The following is a 17,844-nucleotide window of genomic DNA, read 5'->3' on the forward strand; positions in this document are numbered from 1 at the left end:
GCCGCCGACGCCGGAGGCGGAGCCGAGCGGGGTGCCGACGGTGCCAGTGCCAGTGCCGGACTCGCCGGGCTTGACGCCGGCGTCGCCGTCGAGGTCGATGCCGGTGTCGATCATGAGGTGGCCGTTGTCGCCGATGGTCAGGCTCGGGGCCGTGGTGGTCGCGCTGCCCGCCGGGATGCCGGTGGCGGGGGAAGTGGTGGTCGCCGAGCCGCCGGCCGGGGCGGTGCCGCCCTCGGTGGAGCCGGAGCCGGACGAGGTGGGGACCGCGTCGGAGGGGGCGCCGGCGATGGGCTCGCCCTCGTAGGGGGTGATCGGGGCCGGCAGCGCCGGCGACTGGTAGGACGGGAGCGAGCCGTAGTCGACGGTGCCGCCCTCGCTCGCGGTGTCCTGGGCCTCGGCCTGCGAGTTGAGGACCTTGGCGAAGAGGCCGAGCGCCTGCGAGATCTTCTCGAGCCACGGGACGACCGTGGTCTCGAGGTACTCGGCGTAGGCGAGGCTGGCGCCGCCCGAGAAGAAGGACGCGGCCTTGAGGATCGCGATCAGGGCCTTCAGGAACATGATGACCTGGTCGGTCGTCTCCTTGCCCTGCTGGAACTCCTGGCCCACCTCACGCAGCTCATCGGTGTCTGCTCCGAGTAACGCCATGGCCTTGCTCCTGTCCGAGTTCAGGTCGAGGGCCGGCTGGCCCGCTGATGAGGAAACTAGGCACCGCGGATACCGCAGGTCGAGAGCGCGGTGGGTGGAAACTTCCGCCCCGTGGTGGGCTCTCGGCGACGGAATCCGTCGCCGGGGACGCCACGAGCCACCGGGGCGGTGGCTCCGGTGGCTCGGGTGTGGTGCTGTGGAGTTGGGGGAGGGACGGGGGGTCAGGAGCTGATGCTGTCCTGCTCGTCGGCCTTGGCGATGAGGTAGGACGCCTGCTGCTTGATGTCCTCGCAGGCGGCGTTGGCGTTGGGGATGAACTGGTTGCCGATGTCGTCGGAGATGCGGTCCTTGTCCTGCCCGATCCAGCTGGTGCCCTGGACGCGGGCGAGCAGCTTGGCGCAGACGTCGCCGACGACGGCGGCGTGGGAGTCCATCTGGTTGGCCGTCGAGCGGGCCTCTTCGGTGTCCATGCCCTGCATGTTGGTGCCCATGGTGCGTCTCCTCGAGGTGCGGCGGGTCCGGGGTCGTCTGCGACCGTAGGTCGGGGCCGCCCGGTCCGCTAGGAGACGGCCGGTGGAACCTTCCGGGCCGCGGCGGCCCGTTCGACCCGCTGGAGGTCGTCGACGGTCACGAGTCTCACCTCCGCCGTACGCCGGCCGATCGCGAAGCGCACGTTCTGCGCCCGGCCGCGCCCGGCGTTGAACGGGTCCTCCTTGGGACCGAAGGCCAGCGCGGAGATGGAGCGGATCGCGTCGTCGACCCGCTGAGCGCGCTCGAGGTTCCAGGCGTAGCCGTGCCAGCCGAGGACGCGCTCGTAGATCTCGCGGTTGGACGGCGGGCGCGGGTAGTCGTCGGTGCCGGTGAGCCAGGGCTCGGAGAGGGCGAGGGCGACGTACCACTCGCGGGAGAGGGGCGGCAGCTTGGGCGCCGGGGCGGTGGCGGTCGCGTCGAGCTCGGCGTAGGGGTCCTCGACCGGGCGCGGCCGTGCGGCCGGCTCGGGGACGGAGGTCGCCACCTCGACCGTGATCGAGAGGTCGTCGTAGGTCGTGGGGCCGGTCTGGCGCCCGCGCATCACGACGAGCTGGTTCTCGCCCTCGTCGAGCAGCAGGGCCATGCCCTCGGCCACGGTGACCCGGCGGGCGCCGCCGGGGGCGTCGAAGAGGCTGGAGACCTGGGTCTCGCCCGAGCCGTGCCAGCGCAGGCGGGCGATCTCGTCGCCGACGATGAGCTCGCCGAGCAGCCGGCTGACGTGGGGAGCGCAACGGGGGAGCGCGATCGCCGTGACGCGCAGGGCGTCGTCGGGGTCCTCGTCGGGCACCGCGTGGTGGGGCGAGCGGCCGAACAGGAGGGTCTCGCCCGAGCCCAGCGTCACGGTTGGCAGGCCGGCTCCTCGCAGGGTCACGCGGAGCACGGGACCCCGCACTCCCTGGTGGTCGACCGCGTCCCTGCCTGCATGCGTCGCATCCAACCACAGCCGTCCCACGCGTCAGTGACGTTCGGGTGACCGGCCGGGATCGGTCCGTGGGGTGGCCGGGATCGTCGCTCGTGAGTGCACAGGTGTTCACTCATTCGGTAGGCTGCCGCCCATGTCCCCGACGAAGGCGGCCCCCGGGCCGGGCGTGCTCGACGCGCTGTCGCTGCTCTCCGAGGTCGCCGACGAGCTGGTCGTCAAGAGCGTCCGCGACACCCACCTCGCCTGGGCCGACCGGGCCCACGGCCTCACCCGGCGCGCGACTGGCGGGGCGAGCTCGGTGCCCGAGACCCTGCACCGCGGCATCGCTGCCGCGGTCTACGAAGGCATCGGGCTGGGTCTGCGGACCGCGTCGCGCGGCTTCGACAAGGCCGCCGCGGCCGGCCTCGGTCCTCGGCTCGAGGCGACGCCGCGCGGACGCTTCGTCTCGTCGGCGGTCAACGGGCTGATCGGCGACCGGTTGCTCCAGGAGCGGCCGCAGATGGCGATCCCGATGGCGGTTCGGCTGCACGGCACCGACGTCGAGCCCGAGCCCGACGACCTGGCGTCGGCCTTCCCCGACGCGACCGGTCAGCTCGTGCTGTTCCTCCACGGCCTGTGCGAGAACGAGGCCTACTGGAACCGCGACCGCGAGCGTCAGGGCACCACCTACGGCGAGTCGCTGACGGCCGACGGGTGGACGCCCCTCTTCCTGCGCGTCAACACCGGCCTGCCGCTGCGCGAGAACGGCGTCGCGCTCACCGCCCTCGTGCAGCGCCTCGTCGAGGCGTGGCCGGTGCCCGTCACCCGGATCGCGCTGGTCGGCCACTCGCTCGGCGGCCTCATCGTCCGGGCCGCCGGGGCGGTCGCCGCCGACCCCGCCGCCCCCGACTGGAACGCGCTGGTCACCGACGTCGTCACCCTCGGCACCCCCCACCTCGGGGCGCCCATCGCCTGGGGTATCGGCCACGGCAGCCGCGGGCTGCAACGGCTCCCCGAGACCGCGGCCTTCGGCCGCATCCTCGACTGGCGCTCCCTCGGCGTGCACGACCTGGTCGTCGGTCTCGCCGAGGACGTCGCCCCGCTGCCCCACGCCCGCTACCGCCTGGTGTGCGCCACGCTCACCGAGTCGGAGCGCCACCCGGTCGGCAACGTCGTCGGCGACCTGCTGGTCCGGCCGCGCTCGGCCTACGGCCGCGACCGGCACGGGCGCGAGCTGTTCCCCGGAGCCGAGGTCCTGCACGTCGGCCGCACCGACCACTTCGGCCTGCTCAACCACCCCGACGTGCTCGTGGCGCTGCGGCGCTGGCTGGCCTGACGGCTGGCTGGCGGGTCGGTCCGGCGGTGGCATGAATACCCGGTCCACCGGGTATTCCTGCCGCCGGGCCCCCTGCCATGATCCGCCCGTGACCACCGCTGCTGCGCGCGAGCTGCGCGCCGAGACGACGATCGCCGCACCGCCCGAGACGGTGTGGTCGCTGCTGACCGACTTCTCGCGGATGCCCGACTGGAGCCCCGAGCTGTTGACGATGAGGCCGCTGTTACGGGGCGGGCTCCGCCTCGGCCAGCAGTACGTCGGGCTCAACCGGCGCGGGGTGGTCGTCTGGCCCACGCGGTCGGTCGTCGCCGAGCTCGAGCCGGGGCGCACCGTCGCGTGGGACACGCGGTCGAGCGGGGCCCGCTGGGTCTGGGAGCTGGCGGCCACCGCCGACGGTGGCACCCACGTCGTCCACCGGCGGCCCGTGCCGCGGCGGCTGACCCGGATGAGCGGTGCGTTCGCCGGCGTACTGCTGGGGGGCGCAGCCGGCCACGCCGACGAGCTCGAGGCCGGGATGGCGACGACGGTCGCGCGCCTGAAGGCCGCGGTCGAGAGCGCTTGACGGGGCTCACGACCGACCCCGGCCCACCGCCGTACGCTGATGGCGAACAACACCTCATGTCCCGTGGAAGTGTCCCCGCTGCGGGCTAGGGTCGGCGACGTGAACCACTACACAGGCGACAACGGGCCCACGATGGGCGGTGCAGGGCTCAACGTCCTCGACGACCACATCTACCAGCGACTGCTGCGCGAGCGGATCGTGTTCCTCGGCTCCGAGGTCCGCGACCAGAACGCCAACGCGATCTGCGCCCAGCTGCTGCTGCTGTCGGCCGAGGACCCCGAGGCCGACATCTTCCTCCACATCAACAGCCCCGGCGGGTCCGTCGACGCCGGCATGGCGATCTACGACACGATGAACTACATCCCCAACGACGTCGCCACGGTCGGCATGGGCCTGGCCGCCTCGATGGGTCAGTTCCTGCTCTGCGCCGGCACCAAGGGCAAGCGCTACGCCCTGCCCCACGCGCGGATCATGATGCACCAGCCGTCGTCCGGCATGGGTGGATCAGCGTCCGACATCAAGATCCAGGCGCAGCAGTCGCTCCACATCAAGAAGGTGCTGCTCGACCTGATCTCCCAGCACACCGGCCAGCCCGTCGAGCAGGTCATCGCCGACGCCGACCGCGACCGCTGGTTCACCGCCGAGCAGGCTCTCGAGTACGGCCTTGTCGACAAGGTCGTCACCAGTGCACGCGAAGCCGCCGACGAGGGGCGCCCCGCGCGCCAGAAGGACTGACTGAGATGAACTACTACATCCCGCAGTGGGAAGAGCGCACGTCCTACGGATTCCGCCGGATCGATCCCTACGGCAAGCTGTTCGAGGAGCGCATCATCTACCTCGGCACGCCGATCTCCGACGACGTGGCCAACGCCGTGATCGCCCAGCTGCTGTGCCTGCAGTCGATGAACCCCGACCAGGACATCAGCATCTACATCAACAGCCCCGGCGGCTCGTTCACTGCGCTGACGGCGATCTACGACACGATGCGCTTCATCAAGCCCGACGTGCAGACCGTGTGCCTGGGCCAGGCGGCCTCGGCGGCGGCCATCCTGCTCGCCGCCGGTACCCCGGGCAAGCGCCTGGCGCTGCCCAACAGCCGCATCCTGATCCACCAGCCCTACACCGAGGGCACGTTCGGCCAGACCTCCGACATCGAGATCCAGGCCAACGAGATCCTGCGGATGCGCGACCTGCTCGAGAAGATGATCAGCGAGCACAGCGGCAAGTCGATCGAGGAGGTCAGCCGCGACATCGAGCGCGACAAGATCCTGACCTCCGAGCAGGCGGTCGAGTACGGCCTGATCGACTCGGTCCTCGAGTCGCTCAAGACCCCCGCACTCGCCTGACCGACCCACGGTCCGGCGGCGCCGACGACGTGATCGCCGTGTCCGCCCCCTCCTGGGGGTGGCACGGGGTACCGTCGGACAGTTCGCTCGCCCGACCCGCTCCACCTCTCCCCCCGCACTCGCCCCAACACTCGGACCGTCAACCAGGAGGACTCGCCCGTGGCACGCATCGGTGACGGAGGCGACCTGCTGAAGTGTTCGTTCTGCGGCAAGAGCCAGAAGCAGGTCAAGAAGCTGATCGCCGGTCCCGGCGTCTACATCTGTGACGAGTGCATCGACCTCTGCAACGAGATCATCGAGGAAGAGCTGAGCGAGGGCACCGAGGTCAGCCTCGACGAGCTGCCCAAGCCCAAGGAGATCTTCGAGTTCCTCAACTCCTACGTCATCGGCCAGGAGATGGCCAAGAAGTCCCTCGCCGTGGCGGTCTACAACCACTACAAGCGGGTGCAGGCCGGCCTCCAGCCCACCTCGGGCAAGCACAGCAAGGACGAGGTCGTCGAGGTCGCCAAGTCCAACATCCTGGTGATCGGGCCGACCGGCTGCGGCAAGACCTACCTCGCCCAGACGCTGGCCCGGATGCTCAACGTGCCGTTCGCCATCGCCGACGCCACCGCGCTGACCGAGGCCGGCTACGTCGGTGAGGACGTGGAGAACATCCTCCTCAAGCTGATCCAGGCCGCCGACTACGACGTCAAGAAGGCCGAGACCGGCATCATCTACATCGACGAGATCGACAAGGTGGCCCGCAAGGCCGAGAACCCGTCGATCACGCGCGACGTCTCCGGCGAGGGCGTGCAGCAGGCGCTGCTCAAGATCATCGAGGGCACCACCGCCTCGGTCCCGCCCCAGGGCGGCCGCAAGCACCCGCACCAGGAGTTCATCCAGATCGACACCACCAACATCCTGTTCGTGGTGGGTGGTGCCTTCGCCGGGCTCGAGCACATCATCGAGCAGCGCGTCGGCAAGAAGACCCTCGGCTTCACCGCCGAGGTCCGCGGTGCTGAGGAGAAGGCCCAGGAGGACCTCCTCGCGCTGGTCCGACCCGAGGACCTCACCAAGTTCGGGCTCATCCCCGAGTTCATCGGCCGCCTCCCGCTCATCGCCAGCGTCACCAAGCTCGACCAGGCCGCGCTGGTGCAGATCCTCACCGAGCCGCGCAACGCCCTGACCAAGCAGTACCGCAAGCTCTTCGAGCTCGACGGCGTCGACCTCGAGTTCACCGACGAGGCGATCCAGTCGATCGCCGACAAGGCCCTCGAGCGCGGCACCGGTGCCCGCGGCCTGCGCGCCATCATCGAGGAGGTCCTCCTCCACGTGATGTACGACGTCCCGTCCCGTGGCGACGTCGCCAAGGTCATCGTCACCGACGAGGTCGTGCTCGGCACCTCCGCGCCGACCCTGGTCCTGCGCGAGTCCGAGACCAAGAAGAAGAAGTCCGCCTGATCCAGCGACCTCCCCCGGAGGGACGGTCTGTGACTAGGGCGGCTGGCCCGCCCTAGTCATCTTGCGGATCATTTCTGCCGGTTCGCCTTCGAAACCCGGCTCTGACCTGCGCAGACTGCGCAGACCAGGGTCGATCGGGCCTCATCTCTCGGGCACGAAAGGCGGTCTCGCATGAGCCGCAGTCAGGGCGCTGCCATCGCGGCGTTCGCCGCAGTCTTCGTCGTCTTCACCGTCCTCGTCCTCTCCCGCTGAGGTCACAGACACGCTGACCCGTCAGCAATCCACGACGGGTCGACGTCAGTCACGCTGACCCGTCAGCAGTTGACGACGGGTCGACGTCAGTCACGCTGACCCGTCAGCAATCCACGACGGGTCAGCGTGCTGGAGGGTCGGGTCAGGCCTCGACGACGGGGGCGAGCTCGGCGGTGACGGTGAGCTCGCCGGCGTCTACGGGGGTGTAGACGAGGTCGCCGGTGATCTTGCCGGCGGCGCGCAGGTCGGGCTCGGCGAGCCGGACCGCGGCCAGGACGGCCTCGGTGCCGGTGAGCTCGACCCGGGAGAGCTGGGCCTTCATGCCGACCTTGGCCTGTGACTTCGCGCCGCGGATGCCTGCGAGGGCGGCGGCGACGTGGTCGACGAGCGCCGCGTCCGAGGCGGCGGCCGAGCCAAGCTCGGTCGGGGTGGGCCAGGTGGCGCGGTGGATCGAGCCCTCCTGCCACCACGACCAGACCTCCTCGGTCACGTAGGGCAGGAACGGCGCGAGCAGGCGCAGCTGCTGGTGCAGCGCGATCGACAGGGTGGCGCGGGCCGACTCACGGGCGGTCGACGGCTCGGCGGCGTAGGCCCGCTCCTTGACCAGCTCGAGGTAGTCGTCGCAGAACTCCCAGAACAGCTTCTCGGTGACCTCGAGGGCGGTGGCGTAGTCGTAGGCGTCGAACGCGTCGGTGGCACGCACGACGGTGGCAGCGATGCGGGCGAGCAGTGCGCAGTCGATGGGCTCGGTGACCCGGACCGGGTCGATCGCGGCACCGCCGATGTTGCCGAGGACGAACTTGGAGGCGTTGAGCACCTTCATCGCCAGTCGGCGCCCGACCTTCATCTGCGACTCGTCGAAGGGCGAGTCCATGCCGGGGCGCACGGTGGCGGCGCGCCACCGGACGGCGTCGGCGCCGAACTTGTCGAGGATCTCGGTCGGGACGACGACGTTGCCCTTGGACTTCGACATCTTCTTGCGGTCGGGGTCGAGGATCCAGCCGGACAGCATGGCGTGGGTCCACGGCGCGACGCCGTTCTCGAAGTGGGACCGCACGACGCGCGAGAACAGCCAGGTGCGGATGATCTCGTGGGCCTGGGTGCAGAGGTCCATCGGGAAGACCCGGTCGAACAGGTCGTCGTCGGTGCCCCAGCGGCCGGCGATGTGGGGCGTGAGCGACGAGGTCGCCCAGGTGTCCATCACGTCGGGGTCGCCGAGGAAGCCGCCGGGCTTGCCGCGCTGGTCCTCGGTGTAGCCACGAGGCGGGTCGGTCGAGGGGTCGACGGGCAGCTCGGCCTCCGAGGCCGTGAGCGGGTGGTCGTAGTCGGGCTCGCCGTCGCCGTCGAGCGGGTACCAGACCGGGAACGGGATGCCGAAGAAGCGCTGCCGCGAGATCAGCCAGTCGCCGTTGAGGCCGCCGACCCAGTTGTCGTAGCGGTGCTTCATGTGGGCGGGCAGCCAGGTCAGCTCGGCGCCGCGCTCGATGAGCTCGGAGCGGAGCGCGTCGTCGCGGCCGCCGTTGCGGATGTACCACTGGCGGGTCGCCACGATCTCGAGCGGCTTGTCGCCCCGCTCGTAGAAGTTGGCCATCCGCGTCGTCGGCGTGGGGTCGCCGTCGAGATCACCGCTCTCGCGGAGCAGGCCGACCATCGCCTCGCGGGCGGAGAACGTCGTCTTGCCCGCCAGCTGCTGGTACGCCGTCGCGGCGGCCTCGCCGGGCAGCCACTCGGGCGTCTCGCGGAGCAGGCGCCCGTCGCGACCGACCACCGTGCGCACCGGCAGGTTGAGCTCGCGCCACCACGTGACGTCGGTCAGGTCGCCGAACGTGCAGCACATGACGAGGCCTGAGCCCTTGTCCATCTCGGCGCCCGGGTGGGCCACGATCGGGACCTCGACCCCGAAGACCGGGCTGGTCGCGGTCGTGCCGAACAGCGCCTGGTAGCGCTCGTCGTCGGGGTGGGCGATGAGCGCGACGACGCTCGGGATGAGCTCGGGGCGGGTCGTCTCGATGTAGTGAGACGCGCCGTCGGCGCCGTGGAACGAGACGCGGTGGTAGTGGCCGGCGTACTCGCGGGCCTCGATCTCGGCCTGGGCGACCGCGGTCTGGTCGGTGACGTCCCAGACGGTGGGCGCCTCCTGCAGGTAGGCCTCGCCGCGCGCGAAGTTGCGCAGGAACGCCCGCTGGCTGACGGTCTGGGCCGCGTTGCCGATCGTCGTGTAGGTCTGCGCCCAGTCGCAGGACAGGCCGAGCGTGCGCCACAGCGACTCGAAGACCTTCTCGTCCTCGACGGCCAGCTGCTCGCAGAGCGCGACGAAGTTGGGCCGGCTGATCGGCACCTGCTTCTTGGCGTCGGGCTTCTCGGGCGGGGTGAAGTCTGGGTCGAAGGGCAGCGACGGGTCGCACTTGACGCCGAAGTAGTTCTGCACCCGGCGCTCGGTCGGCAGGCCGTTGTCGTCCCAGCCCATCGGGTAGAAGACGGACTTGCCGCGCATCCGCTGGTAGCGCGCGATCAGGTCGGTGTGGGTGTAGGAGAAGACGTGGCCCACGTGGAGGCTGCCACTCACGGTCGGCGGCGGGGTGTCGATCGAGTAGACGTTGGAGCGCGGCTGGGTGCGGTCGAACGCGTAGGTGTCGTCGGTCTTCCACTGCGCCGACCACTTGGCCTCGAGACCCTCGAGCACCGCCTTGTCGGGTACGACGAACGCGCTCGGCTGCGCGCTCGTCGTGTCCGTGGCCTGCTCGATGATCTCGGTCATGCCCGAAATCCTAGGGCGCGCGAGGGACGGACGACGCATCGGTTGCGCTGACCCGTCGCGTGGACGCGACGGGTCAGCGTGGTGGGGGTGGTCGTCAGCCGTCGACGCGGCCGCCGAGGGCGGTCGCCAGCGCGTCCTCGCTCTCGGGGCTCGCCACCCAGAAGCCGTCGCCGAAGGCGAACTCGCCCGAGCAGGCGTCGTCGGTCAGGGTGATCGCGCCGTCGGGGCCGGCGAGCACCACCAGCCGCGTCGGTCCCGTGTCGGCGCACCGGCCGGCGAGCTGGCGCTCGGCGGTCGCGTGCTGCGTCAGGTCGGTGACGACGGTGTCGAGCGCGGCGCCCTCGAGGGTGCCCTTGGTGGCGGCGTACTCGGGGGCACCCTGGGGGTCGACGCCGTAGCAGACCGCGGCCGACGTGGCGCCGAGGTCGGCCACCGCCCCGTCGAAGGTGTCGGGTCGCGCGGCGACGGCGCCGTCCTCGGCCTCGGGGGCCGGGCAGGTAGCGACGTCCGCCGACTCGGGTGCCGTCGCACCGCTGAACAGCGCCAGGATCGACTCGGCGCTGCGGTCCACGCTCTCGACCGGCACCGCCGCGCACCCTCGCATCGTCGAGCCGAGCGTGGCGGAGGTCCCGTCGGGATAGCTGACGACGATCGCCCACGGGGCCGGAGCGACGGTGGTGAAGAGGCACTCGTCCTCCAGCTCGTACGCCGGGAGCCCCCGCACCGCGGTCGTGAAGGCGTCGACGCCCTCGACCAGGGGCTGGGTCGGCAGGTCGTCGCTCGGGGGAGCGCCGAGCGGCGGTCCGCTCTGCCCCCCGCCCGTCCACTCCGCGGGGCAGGCCCGGGCCGACACGGCACCGTCGGGAAGCGTCTTGACGGCGACACCGTCCGTGAGGTCGATGGTCGTCGAGGGGCACTCGGGCGGTTCGACCCTGGCCGGTGGCGCATCGGCCGCCCGCCCGGGGTCGTCGTCGCCCGAGGTCAGCACCGGGACGCCTACCCCGACCCCGACGACCAACACCACGGCGGCCGCCAGCACCAGCCGGTGGCGGCGGGTGACCGTGCGGGCGCGGTCGCGGACCGCGGTGGTCCGCGCGTCGGGCGGCAGGCCGGGCTGGTCCGGGGCGGCGCTGTCGAGCAGCTCCCTGATGTCGCGGTCGTCATTCATGAGTCGTCTCCAGGCTGTCGATCGCTGAGCGCGGGGGAGGAGCGCAGGGCCGCGATCGCGCGGGACGCCTGGCTCTTGACGGTGCCGACGCTCACGCCCAGCGCGTCGGCGGTCTGCTGCTCGGTGAGGTCGTCGAAGTAGCGCAGCACCAGCACGGCCCGTTGTCCCTTGGAAAGCGTGGCGAGCGCGGTCAGCACGTCCCGTCGTACGTCGACCCGCGCGGCCTCGTCGACCGGGCCGGCCCCGTCGGGCAGGTCGCCCGTCGGAACCTCGCCCCTCCAGCGACGCCGCCACCAGTCGGTGTAGGTCGTCACCAGCGCCCGGCGCACGTAGGCCTCGGCCGTCTCGTGCGCACCGTGCTCGATCCGGTCCCAGCGGCGCCACGTCTTGACCAGCGCGGCCTGCAGCAGGTCCTCGGCCTTCTGCCGGTCGCCGGTCAGCAGGAACGCGCTGCGCCACAGGCCGGTCGACCGCGCGGCGACGAAGTCGTCGAACGTCAGGCCCGTCCTGGGCTCACTCACGATGGTCTCCATGCCTCACCCCTTCACCTGTCACGACGAGACGGGTGAAGGGGATGGTTGTCACCAGACGGTCACCAGACGAGGACCGGTTTGACGACCGTGCCGGCGAGGACGTCGAGAACGGCCTGGTTGATCTGGGTGAAGGGGTAGGTCGTGACGAGGTGGTCGACCTCGAAGCGGCCGTCGGCCCGCATCGCCAGCAGCCGCGGGATCATCTCCAGAGGGTCGGAGTCGCCCTCGATCGACGACCGGATGACCTTGCCGCTCTGAAGCAGGTCGATGGCGTCGACGGCGTACTCGTCGGTGCCGAGGCCGAGCGCGACCAGCGTGCCGCGGGCGCGCAGCGAGAGCTGGGCCTGCTTGACGACCGCGGAGACGGCCGTGGTGTCGATGGCGTAGGACGCCCCGCCGCCGGTCAGCTCCTTGACCCGGTCGGGGACGGACTGCTCGCCCAGGTAGGCCGGGTTGACGCGCTGGGCGCCGTAGCGCTCGGCGACCTCGAGCCGGGAGTCCATCAGGTCGACAGCGACCACGATCTCGACGCCCGCGGCGCGCGCCGCGGCGACCGCGGCGATCCCGACCGCGCCGACGCCGAAGACGACGATGCTCTGGTCGGGAGAGGGGTCGAAGACGTTGAGCACGGTGCCGGCGCCGGTCTGGAAGCCACAGCCGTAAGGGGCCAGCAGCGTGAGGTCGAGCGACTCGTCGACGACGACGCAGTTGTCGGCGTAGGCGATCGCGTGCTGGGCCAGGCTTGACTGCCCGAAGAACGAGCCATAGAGCGGAGCACCGCTCTCTTTGAGCTGGTGGGTCGTCGAGCCGTCCATCCGGAAGCCCATGTAGTTGAGCATCAGCGCGTTGTCGCAGTAGCCGACCGCCCCCTCGCGGCACGGGCCGCACTCGCGGCACGAGCGGAAGCTGAGCACCACGTGGTCGCCGACCTCGATGCCCGTGACGTCGGCGCCGACCTGCTCGACGACGCCCGCACCCTCGTGGCCGAAGACCCGCGGGAACATCTCGGCCGGCAGCGAGTCGCGCAGCGAGATGTCGGTGTGGCACAGGCCGGTCGCGACCATCGTGACGAGCACCTCGTCGGCGCGCGGCTCGTCGAGGTCGACCTCCTCGAGGATGAACTCCTGGCCCTGCTCGTGGACGACGGCCGCCGTGGTCTTCACGCGTCCTCCTCGGCCTGGCGCTCGAGCCAGAGGTGGTGGGGGTCGGCGCGCCGCATCGCCTCGAACCGGTCCCGGGTCGTCGTACGGACGTCGGTCATGCGACGAACCTAGAACCTGTTCTCCGCGGGCGGAAGCGTCGTCCACGTCGACTCGGCGGGTGAGTGGGTGGTCCCTAGACTCGAGGGGAGATGAGCACCCGTGACGACGACCCCGAGATCCCCCGCCTGGCCGAGACGTTCGACGAGGTCGAGGACGCCCTGCTGTCCCGGTGGCCCGAGACCCGGCTCGAGCCGTCGCTCGACCGGATCCGCGCGTTCTGCGAGCTGCTGGGCGACCCGCAGGCGACCTACCGCTCGATCCACCTGACCGGCACCAACGGCAAGACCTCGACCGCGCGGATGGTCGACACGCTGCTGCGGGCGCTCGACCTGCGCACCGGCCGGTTCACCTCTCCGCACGTGCAGCGGATGACCGAGCGCATCAGCATCGACGGCGAGCCCCTCGACGACGATGCCTTCGTCCGCGCGTTCAACGACGTCGCGCCCTACATCGGCCTGGTCGACGCCGACCAGCCCCACCCGCTGAGCTTCTTCGAGACGGTCGTCGCGATGGCCTACGCCGCGTTCTCCGACGCGCCGGTCGACGTGGCCGTGGTCGAGGTCGGCATGGGCGGGTCGTGGGACGCGACCAACGTGATCGACGGTGACGTCGCGGTGCTGCTCCCCGTCGCGGTGGACCACGCGCGCTACCTTGGCGACTCGCTCGCCGCGATCGCCCGCGAGAAGGTCGGCATCATCAAGCCCGGGGCCGTCGCGGTCGTCGCCGAGCAGTCGCCCGACGTGGCCGCGATCATCGGTGAGCGCGCGGCCGAGGTCGGCGCCCAGCTCGTCGTCGAGGGCGTCGACTTCGGAGTCGTCACCCGGCTGCCCGCGGTCGGTGGCCAGGTGGTGTCGCTCCAGGGCCTGCGTGCTCGCTACGACGACGTCTTCATGCCGCTCTACGGCGCCCACCAGGCGCAGAACGCCGCCATGGCCCTCGCCGCCGTCGAGGCCTTCGTCGGCGACCAGCCGCTCGGCGAGGACCTGGTGCGCGAGGCGTTCGCGCAGGTCACCTCGCCCGGCCGGCTCGAGGTCGTCCGGCGCAGCCCGACGATCGTCCTCGACGCCGCCCACAACCCGCACGGCGCCGAGGCGACCGCCGCGGCGCTCGAGGACTCCTTCCAGTTCTCGCCCCTCATCGGCGTCATCGGCGTGATGAACGACAAGGACGCCGAGGGCCTGCTCGCCGCGTTCGAGCCGCACCTCGCGCACGTCGTCGTCACGCAGAACTCCACCGAGCGCGCGATGCCCGTCGCCGACCTGGCCCGCACGGCTGTCGAGGTCTTCGGCGAGGACCGGGTCAGTGTCGCGCCGCGGCTCGCCGACGCCATCGACCAGGCGGCGGCGCTCGCCGAGGCCGGCGAGGCCGTCAGCTCCATGGGCTCCGGCGCGGTGCTCGTCACCGGCTCCGTCGTCACCGTCGGCGAGGCCCGCACCCTGCTCGAGAGGCCCGCCCGCAGCGCACCCGGGGCGACCTCGTGAGCGACCGCGACCGCTCACCCCGCCGCGCCATGTGCGCCGCGGTGCTCTCGCTCGAGGCGGTCATCCTCGGTCTCACCGCCCCCGTCGCGATCGCGATCTCTGACGTCTCGCCGGCCGTCGCGATCACCGTCGGCCTCGGCCTGGCCGTCACCTGCGTGCTGGCCGCCGGGATGCTTCGCACCCGCCGCGGCTACGACCTCGGGTGGGTCGTCCAGGGTGCCGCGATCGCCCTCGGGTTTCTCGTCACCACGATGTTCTTCCTCGGCGCGCTGTTCGCCCTGCTCTGGGGCACCGCCGACTACCTCGGCCGCAAGATCGAGCGCGAGCGGGCCGAGGCCTACGCGCGGTTCGACGCCGAGGAAGCCGCCCGCGGCGAGTCACCCGCCTAGTTCTCGCTGACCCGTCGTCCATCTACGACGGGTCGGCGCGCTCGGGGCTGGAAAATGGGTCGGGACCGCGGGTCGGAGCGGGAGGATGGGGCCATGAGCACGCCGTTGTCGCCGACCGACCGCACCACCGTCCGTCGTGGGCGCAACCGCGCCCAGGACGACCGGGAGCCGATGCACGCGCTGCTCGCCGACGCCCTGGTCGCCCACGTGGGCGTCGACGCGGGGGACCACCCGGTGGTGCTGCCGGTGGCGTTCGCCGTCGACCTCGACGGCCCCGACGACGGTGGGACGCTCTACATCCACGGGTCGGTCGCGGCGCGCTGGCTGGTCGGTGCCGAGTCGCGCACCGTGTGCGTGACGGTGACCGAGGTGGACGGGCTGGTCGCTGCGCGCTCGGGCTTCCACCACTCGATGAACTACCGCTCGGTCGTCGTCATCGGCGACGCCCGGATCGTCGACGACCCCGAGGAGAAGGCGCACGCGCTGACGCTGACGGTCGACCACATGGTGCCCGGCCGGGCCGCCACGCTCCGGCCGCACACGCGCCGGGAGCTCGCCGCGACCTCGGTGCTCGCCGTACCCCTGGTCGAGGCCTCGATGAAGGTCCGTGCCGAGGGCCCGGTCGACGAGCCCGAGGACGTCGAGGCCGGCGTCTGGGGCGGGGTCATCCCGCTGCGCCGGGTGTCCTCGGGTCCGGTCTCGGGCACCGACTCCCACGACGACGTCCCGGCCGACGTCGTACGGCGGGCGGCCGGCTTCGCGTGAGCCGCGGTTGGCTAGGGTGCGGCGCATGACGCAGCGCACCCTGGTCCTCCTCAAGCCCGACACCGTCCGCCGTGGCCTGGTCGGCCAGGTGCTCTCCCGGTTCGAGGCCAAGGGCCTGACCATCGTGGCGCTCGAGCACCGGCTCATCGACGGCGAGATGGCTGACCAGCACTACGCCGAGCACGTCGAGCGCGACTTCTACCCGCCGCTGCGCGCCTTCGCGACGAGCGGTCCGCTGGTGTCGCTGGTGCTCGAGGGCGACGAGGCGATCGACGTCGTCCGCGCGATCAACGGCGCGACCGACGGACGCAAGGCCGCCCCCGGCACCATCCGCGGCGACCTGTCGCTCTCCAACCGCGAGAACCTCGTGCACGCCTCCGACTCGCCCGAGTCGGCGGAGCGCGAGATCACGCTTTGGTTCCCCGGTCTCGTCTGACCTGAGGTGGGCCCACCCGTGGGGGAGGAAGGGATACCTCAGCGGGCACCGTAGACCAGGACGTCGGTGGCGACGTTGCCGTGACCGAGAGCGGCCGCGGCATAGAGCGCGATCGCGCGGGCCGGTACGTCGAGGACGAACGTGCGCTGGCCGCGGGGGGCGAGCGTGAAGGTCGCGAGCTGGGCGACGAGCTCGTTGCCCTCGAGGATCGTGACGCGGAACGTGATCTTGGACGCCGACCCGGTGCGGTTGTTGGCGACGACGCGGATCTTCTCGTAGCCCGCGGTGCTGACGGTGCCGAGGCTCTTGGTCGTGCCGGCCGGGAACGAGACGGCGCCGGCGGGGGTGCGGAAGAGCAGGTCGGTGGTGTTGACGTTCTCGACCTGCAGCCGGCCCAGGTCGGAGACCTTGGCGGCGTTGGCGTTGCTCGGGTCGGAGATGGTGACGAGGTTGCCGGCCGCGGTGGAGGCGGTCGGGACGAGGACGGCGGCAGCGAGGACGGCGCCGGCGATCTTGGCGGCGCCGGACATCCGGCGGGGCTGAGCGGACATGGTGGGTCTCCTGTGGGGTGGGCCAGTGGCCCGTGGTCCGGGCCGGTCAGGAGGAGGAGCGGGTCGGCGGCCCGCTGATACGTCGGCGGGGGCGGATCTTCTTCTGGTCGTTCTCGGTGGTGCGGTTGGTTCATCGGCTGCGGTGGCTTCGAGGCTCGGCCGCAGGCGGCCTGGCACCTCAGCCGACGTCGCGGTGGCTTCGAGGCTCGGCCGCGGGCGGCCTCGCACCTCGGCCGACGTCGCGGTGGCTTCGAGGCTCGGCCGCGGGCGGCCTCGCACCTCAGCCGACGTCGCACCTCAGCCGGCGTCACGACACACCCCACGCGCCTCCGTCGTCACACGGGCCACACTGCTTACGCTCGCTACCGGGTCCGGCGTCCGTGCGCGCGTCGTACCTGACTTCCCCCGTCTTCCCCGACCCCGCGCACGGCAGTGAGGCGCGCGCGCATGGCGAACAGCATCATCGGTCGTGACATGGCCGTCGACCTCGGCACCGCCAACACGCTGGTCTACGTCCGGCGCCGGGGCATCGTGCTCGACGAGCCGAGCGTGGTCGCGCTCAACGACACGACCGGCGAGATCCTCGCCGTGGGCCACGACGCCAAGCGGATGATCGGTCGGACGCCCGACAACATCACGGCGCTCCGGCCGCTCAAGGACGGCGTGATCGCCGACTTCGAGGCGACCGAGCAGATGCTGCGCTGGTTCATCCAGCAGGTCCACCGCCGCCGCTACTTCGCCAAGCCCCGCATGGTCATCTGCGTGCCGAGCGGCATCACCGCGGTCGAGCAGCGGGCGGTCAAGGAGGCCGGCTACCAGGCCGGCGCGCGGCGGGTCTACATCGTCGAGGAGCCGATGGCGGCCGCGATCGGCGCCGGGCTGCCCGTCCACCAGCCCACCGGCAACATGGTCGTCGACGTCGGCGGCGGCACCACCGAGGTCGCCGTCATCTCCCTCGGCGGCATCGTCACCAGCCTCAGCATCCGCACGGCCGGCGACGAGCTCGACCAGGCGATCGTGAACTGGATGAAGAAGGAGCACTCCCTGATGCTGGGGGAGCGCACCGCCGAGGAGGTCAAGATGACCCTCGGGTCGGCCTTCCCCGCGACGCACGAGCCGACGGCCGAGGTCCGCGGACGCGACCTGGTCAGCGGCCTCCCGCGCACCGTCGAGGTCACCGCGGCCCAGATCCGCCAGGCCATCGAGGAGCCGCTGCACGCGATCGTCGACGCCGTCCGCGTCACGCTCGACCAGACGCCGCCCGAGCTGGCCGGCGACATCATGGACCGCGGCATCGTGCTCACCGGCGGCGGCGCCCTGCTCCGCGGCCTCGACGAACGGATCCGCCACGAGACCGGGATGCCGGTCCACGTCGCCGAGAACCCGCTCGTCTCCGTCGCCCTCGGCGCCGGGCGCTGCGTCGAGGAGTTCGAGGCGCTGCAGGCCGTGCTCGTCGCCGACCACCGGCGCTACAAGTGAGGCCGG

18 protein-coding genes are annotated in these 17,844 nt (G+C 71.5%); 10 read left to right on the forward strand and 8 right to left on the reverse strand.

What is annotated here, in order from left to right:
* From Q7T52_RS07190 to Q7T52_RS07200, 3 genes are all read right to left on the reverse strand, one after another.
* Window positions 1-645, reverse strand: a 645-nt coding sequence (locus Q7T52_RS07190; protein ID WP_304800853.1) for a hypothetical protein, incomplete at its 3' end; no start/stop codon positions are given.
* A gap of 221 nt (window positions 646-866) precedes the next feature.
* Window positions 867-1,136: a hypothetical protein gene (locus Q7T52_RS07195; RefSeq protein WP_304800854.1), complete on the reverse strand. Its 270-nt coding sequence runs from the start codon at window positions 1,134-1,136 to the stop codon at window positions 867-869.
* Window positions 1,137-1,204: 68 nt separating this feature from the next.
* A complete protein-coding gene (locus Q7T52_RS07200) occupies window positions 1,205-2,047 on the reverse strand; it encodes a hypothetical protein (RefSeq protein ID WP_304800856.1) in 843 nt (280 codons plus the stop codon).
* A gap of 184 nt (window positions 2,048-2,231) precedes the next feature.
* On the opposite strand from Q7T52_RS07200, the gene Q7T52_RS07205 reads away from it, so the two are divergent.
* From Q7T52_RS07205 to clpX, 5 genes are all read left to right on the forward strand, one after another.
* Window positions 2,232-3,413: a triacylglycerol lipase gene (locus Q7T52_RS07205; protein ID WP_304800858.1), complete on the forward strand. Its 1,182-nt coding sequence runs from the start codon at window positions 2,232-2,234 to the stop codon at window positions 3,411-3,413.
* 88 nt (window positions 3,414-3,501) lie between these two features.
* Window positions 3,502-3,975: an SRPBCC family protein gene (locus Q7T52_RS07210; protein WP_304800860.1), complete on the forward strand. Its 474-nt coding sequence runs from the start codon at window positions 3,502-3,504 to the stop codon at window positions 3,973-3,975.
* A 39-nt stretch (window positions 3,976-4,014) separates the two neighbouring features.
* Complete coding sequence (locus Q7T52_RS07215) at window positions 4,015-4,710, forward strand: ATP-dependent Clp protease proteolytic subunit (RefSeq protein WP_370692306.1); 696 nt, start codon at window positions 4,015-4,017, stop codon at window positions 4,708-4,710.
* A gap of 5 nt (window positions 4,711-4,715) precedes the next feature.
* Entirely contained in the window at window positions 4,716-5,321 is a 606-nt protein-coding gene (locus Q7T52_RS07220) for an ATP-dependent Clp protease proteolytic subunit (protein WP_304800862.1), read from the forward strand.
* 159 nt (window positions 5,322-5,480) lie between these two features.
* Window positions 5,481-6,764 carry an ATP-dependent Clp protease ATP-binding subunit ClpX gene (gene clpX / locus Q7T52_RS07225; RefSeq protein ID WP_304800864.1) on the forward strand — a complete coding sequence of 428 codons (1,284 nt, stop codon included), beginning with the start codon at window positions 5,481-5,483 and terminating at the stop codon, window positions 6,762-6,764.
* Window positions 6,765-7,158: 394 nt separating this feature from the next.
* Here clpX and valS read toward each other — a convergent pair whose 3' ends face one another.
* From valS to Q7T52_RS07245, 4 genes are all read right to left on the reverse strand, one after another.
* The gene (gene valS / locus Q7T52_RS07230; RefSeq protein ID WP_304800866.1) at window positions 7,159-9,774 is read right to left on the reverse strand and encodes a valine--tRNA ligase; all 2,616 of its coding nucleotides are present in this window, start codon (window positions 9,772-9,774) and stop codon (window positions 7,159-7,161) included.
* Between the two features lie 94 nt (window positions 9,775-9,868).
* Window positions 9,869-10,942 (reverse strand): hypothetical protein, encoded by a 1,074-nt coding sequence (locus tag Q7T52_RS07235; protein ID WP_304800868.1) that lies wholly within the window; start codon window positions 10,940-10,942, stop codon window positions 9,869-9,871.
* A complete protein-coding gene (locus tag Q7T52_RS07240; protein WP_304800869.1) occupies window positions 10,939-11,475 on the reverse strand; it encodes a SigE family RNA polymerase sigma factor in 537 nt (178 codons plus the stop codon). Before Q7T52_RS07240 ends, Q7T52_RS07235 begins: the two co-directional genes overlap by 4 nt.
* Window positions 11,476-11,534: 59 nt before the next feature.
* The gene (locus tag Q7T52_RS07245; protein WP_304800871.1) at window positions 11,535-12,638 is read right to left on the reverse strand and encodes an NAD(P)-dependent alcohol dehydrogenase; all 1,104 of its coding nucleotides are present in this window, start codon (window positions 12,636-12,638) and stop codon (window positions 11,535-11,537) included.
* 188 nt (window positions 12,639-12,826) lie between these two features.
* Between Q7T52_RS07245 and Q7T52_RS07250 the strand changes: the two genes are divergently transcribed.
* From Q7T52_RS07250 to ndk, 4 genes are all read left to right on the forward strand, one after another.
* Entirely contained in the window at window positions 12,827-14,218 is a 1,392-nt protein-coding gene (locus tag Q7T52_RS07250) for a folylpolyglutamate synthase/dihydrofolate synthase family protein (protein WP_304800873.1), read from the forward strand.
* Window positions 14,215-14,607 (forward strand): DUF4233 domain-containing protein, encoded by a 393-nt coding sequence (locus tag Q7T52_RS07255; RefSeq protein ID WP_304800875.1) that lies wholly within the window; start codon window positions 14,215-14,217, stop codon window positions 14,605-14,607. Before Q7T52_RS07250 ends, Q7T52_RS07255 begins: the two co-directional genes overlap by 4 nt.
* Window positions 14,608-14,700: 93 nt before the next feature.
* The gene (locus tag Q7T52_RS07260) at window positions 14,701-15,372 is read left to right on the forward strand and encodes a pyridoxamine 5'-phosphate oxidase family protein (RefSeq protein WP_304800877.1); all 672 of its coding nucleotides are present in this window, start codon (window positions 14,701-14,703) and stop codon (window positions 15,370-15,372) included.
* A gap of 25 nt (window positions 15,373-15,397) precedes the next feature.
* Window positions 15,398-15,808, forward strand: coding sequence for a nucleoside-diphosphate kinase (gene ndk, locus Q7T52_RS07265; protein ID WP_304800879.1), 411 nt, complete (start codon window positions 15,398-15,400; stop codon window positions 15,806-15,808).
* 38 nt (window positions 15,809-15,846) lie between these two features.
* On the opposite strand, the gene Q7T52_RS07270 is transcribed toward ndk, so the two are convergent.
* Window positions 15,847-16,359, reverse strand: a complete 513-nt coding sequence (locus Q7T52_RS07270) for a hypothetical protein (protein WP_304800881.1) — start codon at window positions 16,357-16,359, stop codon at window positions 15,847-15,849.
* Between the two features lie 447 nt (window positions 16,360-16,806).
* Here Q7T52_RS07270 and Q7T52_RS07275 point away from each other — a divergent pair, with 447 nt between their 5' ends.
* Complete coding sequence (locus Q7T52_RS07275) at window positions 16,807-17,838, forward strand: rod shape-determining protein (RefSeq protein ID WP_304800884.1); 1,032 nt, start codon at window positions 16,807-16,809, stop codon at window positions 17,836-17,838.
* Window positions 17,839-17,844: the final 6 nt, after the last annotated feature.

The sequence above is a fragment of the Nocardioides sp. genome, assembly GCF_030655615.1.
GTDB lineage: Bacteria > Actinomycetota > Actinomycetes > Propionibacteriales > Nocardioidaceae > Nocardioides.

Coding starts and splice junctions, on each gene's coding strand:
- Q7T52_RS07195 (WP_304800854.1), bottom strand. CDS start 1,136: ATGGGCACCAACATGCAGGGCATGGACACCGAAGAGGCCCGCTCGACG.
- Q7T52_RS07205 (WP_304800858.1), top strand. CDS start 2,232: ATGTCCCCGACGAAGGCGGCCCCCGGGCCGGGCGTGCTCGACGCGCTG.
- Q7T52_RS07215 (WP_370692306.1), top strand. CDS start 4,015: ATGGCGAACAACACCTCATGTCCCGTGGAAGTGTCCCCGCTGCGGGCT.
- Q7T52_RS07220 (WP_304800862.1), top strand. CDS start 4,716: ATGAACTACTACATCCCGCAGTGGGAAGAGCGCACGTCCTACGGATTC.
- valS (WP_304800866.1), bottom strand. CDS start 9,774: ATGACCGAGATCATCGAGCAGGCCACGGACACGACGAGCGCGCAGCCG.
- Q7T52_RS07235 (WP_304800868.1), bottom strand. CDS start 10,942: ATGAATGACGACCGCGACATCAGGGAGCTGCTCGACAGCGCCGCCCCG.
- Q7T52_RS07240 (WP_304800869.1), bottom strand. CDS start 11,475: ATGGAGACCATCGTGAGTGAGCCCAGGACGGGCCTGACGTTCGACGAC.
- Q7T52_RS07250 (WP_304800873.1), top strand. CDS start 12,827: ATGAGCACCCGTGACGACGACCCCGAGATCCCCCGCCTGGCCGAGACG.
- Q7T52_RS07260 (WP_304800877.1), top strand. CDS start 14,701: ATGAGCACGCCGTTGTCGCCGACCGACCGCACCACCGTCCGTCGTGGG.
- ndk (WP_304800879.1), top strand. CDS start 15,398: ATGACGCAGCGCACCCTGGTCCTCCTCAAGCCCGACACCGTCCGCCGT.
- Q7T52_RS07270 (WP_304800881.1), bottom strand. CDS start 16,359: ATGTCCGCTCAGCCCCGCCGGATGTCCGGCGCCGCCAAGATCGCCGGC.
- Q7T52_RS07275 (WP_304800884.1), top strand. CDS start 16,807: ATGGCGAACAGCATCATCGGTCGTGACATGGCCGTCGACCTCGGCACC.